The 3,917-nt window shown below is 63.6% G+C and carries 5 protein-coding genes; 1 reads left to right on the top strand and 4 read right to left on the bottom strand.

Translation table 11 applies throughout. The annotated features are described in order from the left end of the window. Positions 1 to 190: 190 nt before the first annotated feature. The 4 genes from BN1233_RS49840 to BN1233_RS24415 all read right to left on the bottom strand — a co-directional run bounded on the left by BN1233_RS49840 (position 191) and on the right by BN1233_RS24415 (position 2,232). Entirely contained in the window at positions 191 to 481 is a 291-nt protein-coding gene (locus BN1233_RS49840) for a hypothetical protein (RefSeq protein WP_052763912.1), read from the bottom strand. Between the two features lie 21 nt (positions 482 to 502). Then, positions 503 to 682 carry a GMC family oxidoreductase N-terminal domain-containing protein gene (locus BN1233_RS49845; RefSeq protein WP_052763913.1) on the bottom strand — a complete coding sequence of 60 codons (180 nt, stop codon included), beginning with the start codon at positions 680 to 682 and terminating at the stop codon, positions 503 to 505. Positions 683 to 957: 275 nt separating this feature from the next. Next, complete coding sequence (gene acuR / locus BN1233_RS24410; protein WP_046866536.1) at positions 958 to 1,614, bottom strand: acrylate utilization transcriptional regulator AcuR; 657 nt, start codon at positions 1,612 to 1,614, stop codon at positions 958 to 960. Positions 1,615 to 1,653: 39 nt separating this feature from the next. Beyond that, entirely contained in the window at positions 1,654 to 2,232 is a 579-nt protein-coding gene (locus BN1233_RS24415; protein ID WP_046866258.1) for a peroxidase-related enzyme, read from the bottom strand. Between the two features lie 411 nt (positions 2,233 to 2,643). Here BN1233_RS24415 and gcvA point away from each other — a divergent pair, with 411 nt between their 5' ends. After that, positions 2,644 to 3,555 carry a transcriptional regulator GcvA gene (gcvA, locus tag BN1233_RS24420; RefSeq protein WP_046866259.1) on the top strand — a complete coding sequence of 304 codons (912 nt, stop codon included), beginning with the start codon at positions 2,644 to 2,646 and terminating at the stop codon, positions 3,553 to 3,555. Positions 3,556 to 3,917: the final 362 nt, after the last annotated feature.

Below are 3,917 nucleotides of genomic sequence, written 5' to 3' on the forward strand. Positions count from 1 at the left end.
CTTCCACCGAGGAATCGGTTGTGCCAAGCGGCTCCATGAACTGCATATAGAGATGAGGAGAAATGGCCGATCTGGGGGTGGGATCGATCTTGATTGACACCCCTCGTGCGGTTTGTGCGAGGCTGCGGCCTGTCATCGGGAGAAGGGCAAGAAGCGCCAGAGTGTCACGCCGCCGCATGGGATCACCGAGTTACCGTGACACTCGTAAGACTATCACTCCCGCCATTGATCTGTCTCCTGTGCCCGGCCGCACGAAGCCGCGCGACTTGGGCTGCACCACTACGGTGGTCACGGTCAAACCATGGGTATCCTCGACGAGCCCGAGCGTGTCGCGATCGAGATAGACGATGGGCACGCAGAATGCCTGGATCGTCGGCTCGCCGTTCCGGTCGGATGGGTTCACGAAAGCTCCGGCTTCGACGCCTGCAGGAAGGATCAGGCCGCTGCCGAACAGCCTGAAATGGATGCCGTTGAGGAGCATCCGCCACCCGACACTCTGCTTCTAATAGCCGTAGGGCCCGTTCGCCATGGCAATTATGGGAACTTCCGGATGGTCGATCAGGTTCTCGCCCACGCCGGGAAGATCGGCAATGCAGGCGATGCCATGTTCTCCGAGATGATCCGCGGGACCGATACCGGACAGCATGAGCAATTGCGGGGTGACGAGCGAGCCTGCGGCCACAATGATTCCCCATCGGTATAGACTTGCCGGTCAACCTTTGGAGTCGCGGTAGGTCACGCCGACGGCCCTGCCGTTCTCGATTTCGATGCGGCGCACCGAGCATTCAGGCGGATCGTCAGGTTGGAGTTATCAGCAAGCGGCGCCAGAAAGGCGTAGGCGGCACAGCTGCGTTTGCCACGCCTGTTCTGAAGAGCCTGCTTTGACCCGACGGCGACACTGACCTCGCGTTCGAAGGCGCAGGTAGCAGTTATGAGGTAAGACCCCAGAGGATCGGCTCAAAGCTCGTGTTCGATGAGGGCAAAGAAGCCCTTGGCAAACTGCTCCAAGGGCTCAGGACTGTGCTCCAGCTTGGCGCGAAGGACCGCGCCCTCCCAGCCGATCCAGAAAAAGACGGCGAGGCGCGCGCAGTCGGCATGGGGTTCGATCTCCCCGACGCGCTTCGCCGCCTCAAGGCAGCGTGCGGTGCGCGCCTCCCAATCAGCAAAGACGGAGGTCAGGCGGTCGCGAAACGGGTCCGGGAGGGCACTGATCTCCTGCCCGAGGTTCCCCACCAAACAACCCCGGCGGTAGTCGAAGCGCGCCATGCCGGCGCGGGCATCCTCGACGAAGGCGCGCAGGCGAGCCAGAGGCGAGAGGCTCTCATCCAGGAACCAGCGATCGAGCTTGTTCGCGAAATAGGCGGCATAGGCATCGACCAGAGCCAGGCCGAACTCTGCCTTGCTGCCGAAGTAGTGGTAAAATGAGCCTTTCGGGACGCCCACGGCGCCCAGAACCTCCTCCAGGCCCACGGTACTGAAGCCCCGCTCGGTCAACATCGCCACGCCCTCGCGCAACAGCCGCTCGCGCGCATCGGCCAGCCGCGCCTCGCCTCGCGGCGGGCGGCCGCGACGGCGGGGATGTGCCGGTTCGGCAGAGACGGTGCGAAGGCTCACGGTCACTCTGTTCCCGTTCCCTCGGCCCCTCCGGCGTTCTCAGTCGCGTCCCATGGTGTAGAACTCGCGGTTCGGACGCATGCTGGTGACGTTTGCCAGCCGGTTCGACAGGCCGAAGAAGGCCGCGATGGCCGCGATGTCCCAGGCGTCTTCCTCGTCGAAGCCATGGGTCTTAAGCGTCTCGATGTCGGCATCTCCGATCAGGTGCGCGGACTGGCTGACCTTCATCGCAAAGTCGAGCATCGCCTTCTGCCGGTCGGTGATGTCGGCCTTGCGGTAGTTGATCGCAACCTGGTCGGCGATCAGCGGGTCCTTGGCGCGGATGCGCAGGATCGCGCCATGGGCAACCACGCAGTACTGGCACTGGTTCACGTTCGAGGTCGCCACGACGATCATCTCGCGTTCGGCCTTCGTCAGGTTGCCGGGTTTGTCCATCAGTGCGTCATGGTAGGCAAAAAAGGCGCGAAACTCCTCCGGGCGATGGGCCAGTACCAGAAACACGTTGGGGATGAAGCCCGACTTTTCCTGCACGGCTTCAATGCGCTCGCGTATGTCGGCCGGCATGTCGGCGAGGCTGGGGACAGGGAAGCGACTGACGGGAAGGTCTTTGGCTGACATTGACGTTCTCCTTGAATCCGCGGCTGGCGGCGCGACGTGGATGAGAGTGGCACGGCAACGCGGGCAACGCCCCCGTCACGTCACCCTCGGGCAACGCATCCTCGCCGACCTTGGTCAACTGGGTCGTCTGCTCGGACTCATTCTTCTCGATCAGGATCGCTTCGAACATTCGGAGTTTGCCTCCGCCAAGTCTTCGGCGTCGGGAACGCGGGGCCGACCGCACCCGACAAAATAGACTGAGCAGTCTATTAATTGCAACTGACCGCGCCATGGAGCGGACCGGCTGAGCACGGTCCCGGCACCGCTCCCACGGTCGGACATCGTGCCTTTTCCAACGCCCGTCGTTGACAGTCGTCTGAGGCCCTGCCAAGGGGGGCACGGCGCATCGAGGCCAAGAAAAACTTTATCGAGATGAAGTCCCCGGCTTATCTGAACGCGCTGCGGGCCTTTGAGGCGAGTGCGAGGCACGGGAGCTTCTCGGGGGCCGCAAGCGAACTCGGCGTGACCGCTGCGGCTGTCGGGCAACTCGTGCGGGGATTGGAGGAGTGGATCGGCTCACCGCTCTTTCACCGAAGCGCGTCCGGGAAATCGCGGCTCGTGCCGACCGAGGTGGCCGCACGGGGGCTACCCGATATCAGCGCCGGCCTGGATCGCCTGAGCCTCGGCTTGGAGCGTCTGCGGGAGGCCACCGCGAGCGGCGTGCTCACGGTGGCGGTCAGCCCGGCCTTTGCAGCCAAGTGGATGCTGCCGCGCATTGACCGCTTTCAGGCCCAATGGCCGGAGACGGACGTCCGGCTGGATACAGGCCTCAAGCTGGTCGATTACGCCGCGCAGGGCATCGATATCGGCGTTCGCTACGGCGGCGGCCGTTGGTCCGGCCTCACGGCCGAGAAGCTGATGGACGAGGAGATTTTTCCCGTCTGCTCGCCGGCGCTGCGGGACAGCCTGGATCTGCGCGAACCGGCCGATTTGACTCGCCACACGCTGATCCACGACCTGTCGGTCGATCCCGACATCGGCTTCACGACATGGGAAACCTGGCTGCGTTGCGCAGGCGTCGCGGAGGCAACGGTGCAGCGCGGTCTGCGGATCAACAACTCCGCGGCCGTGTTGCAGGCTGCCGCCGAAGGGCAAGGGATCGCGCTCGCGCGAAGCATCCTGGCACGAGACGACATCGCCTCCGGCCGTCTGGTACGCCTCTTCGCCGACATCGCGGTGCCCGCGGCGCTTGCCTACTACGTGGTTTACCGCTCGGACCGCGTGCTGGCCCCAAAAGCCGAGGCATTCCGCCGTTGGCTCTTCACTGAGGCGACCGGCATCTGACGCCCCCTCAAGCGGCAAAGATTTCCTTTGCGGCGGTGAAAGAAGTTCCCGTTTGTCACGCGCCTGGCCGACCACCACAATCTCTCCTGGAAGGTGCAGATGAAAGCAGCGGTCTCTGACAGGGACACCCTTCCAGGGCTCAACTCCGATCGACCAAGACCTGCCAAGTGAGAAAGGGAATATCATGACTGGTACGAAGAAGTTGGCCACCGTTGGCGGTGTCGCTCTGCTCTCCGGCATCGCCATGATGGTCGTTCTGCACCAGTTCGGCCCCGGGCACTTCGTCACGGTTTCGACGGGCACGCTCTGGACACATCCCATGATGTCAGCACCAAGCGCAGTGGGCTGGGCCATGGCACTAG

The organism is Microvirga massiliensis, from assembly GCF_001006805.1.
GTDB lineage: Bacteria > Pseudomonadota > Alphaproteobacteria > Rhizobiales > Beijerinckiaceae > Microvirga > Microvirga massiliensis.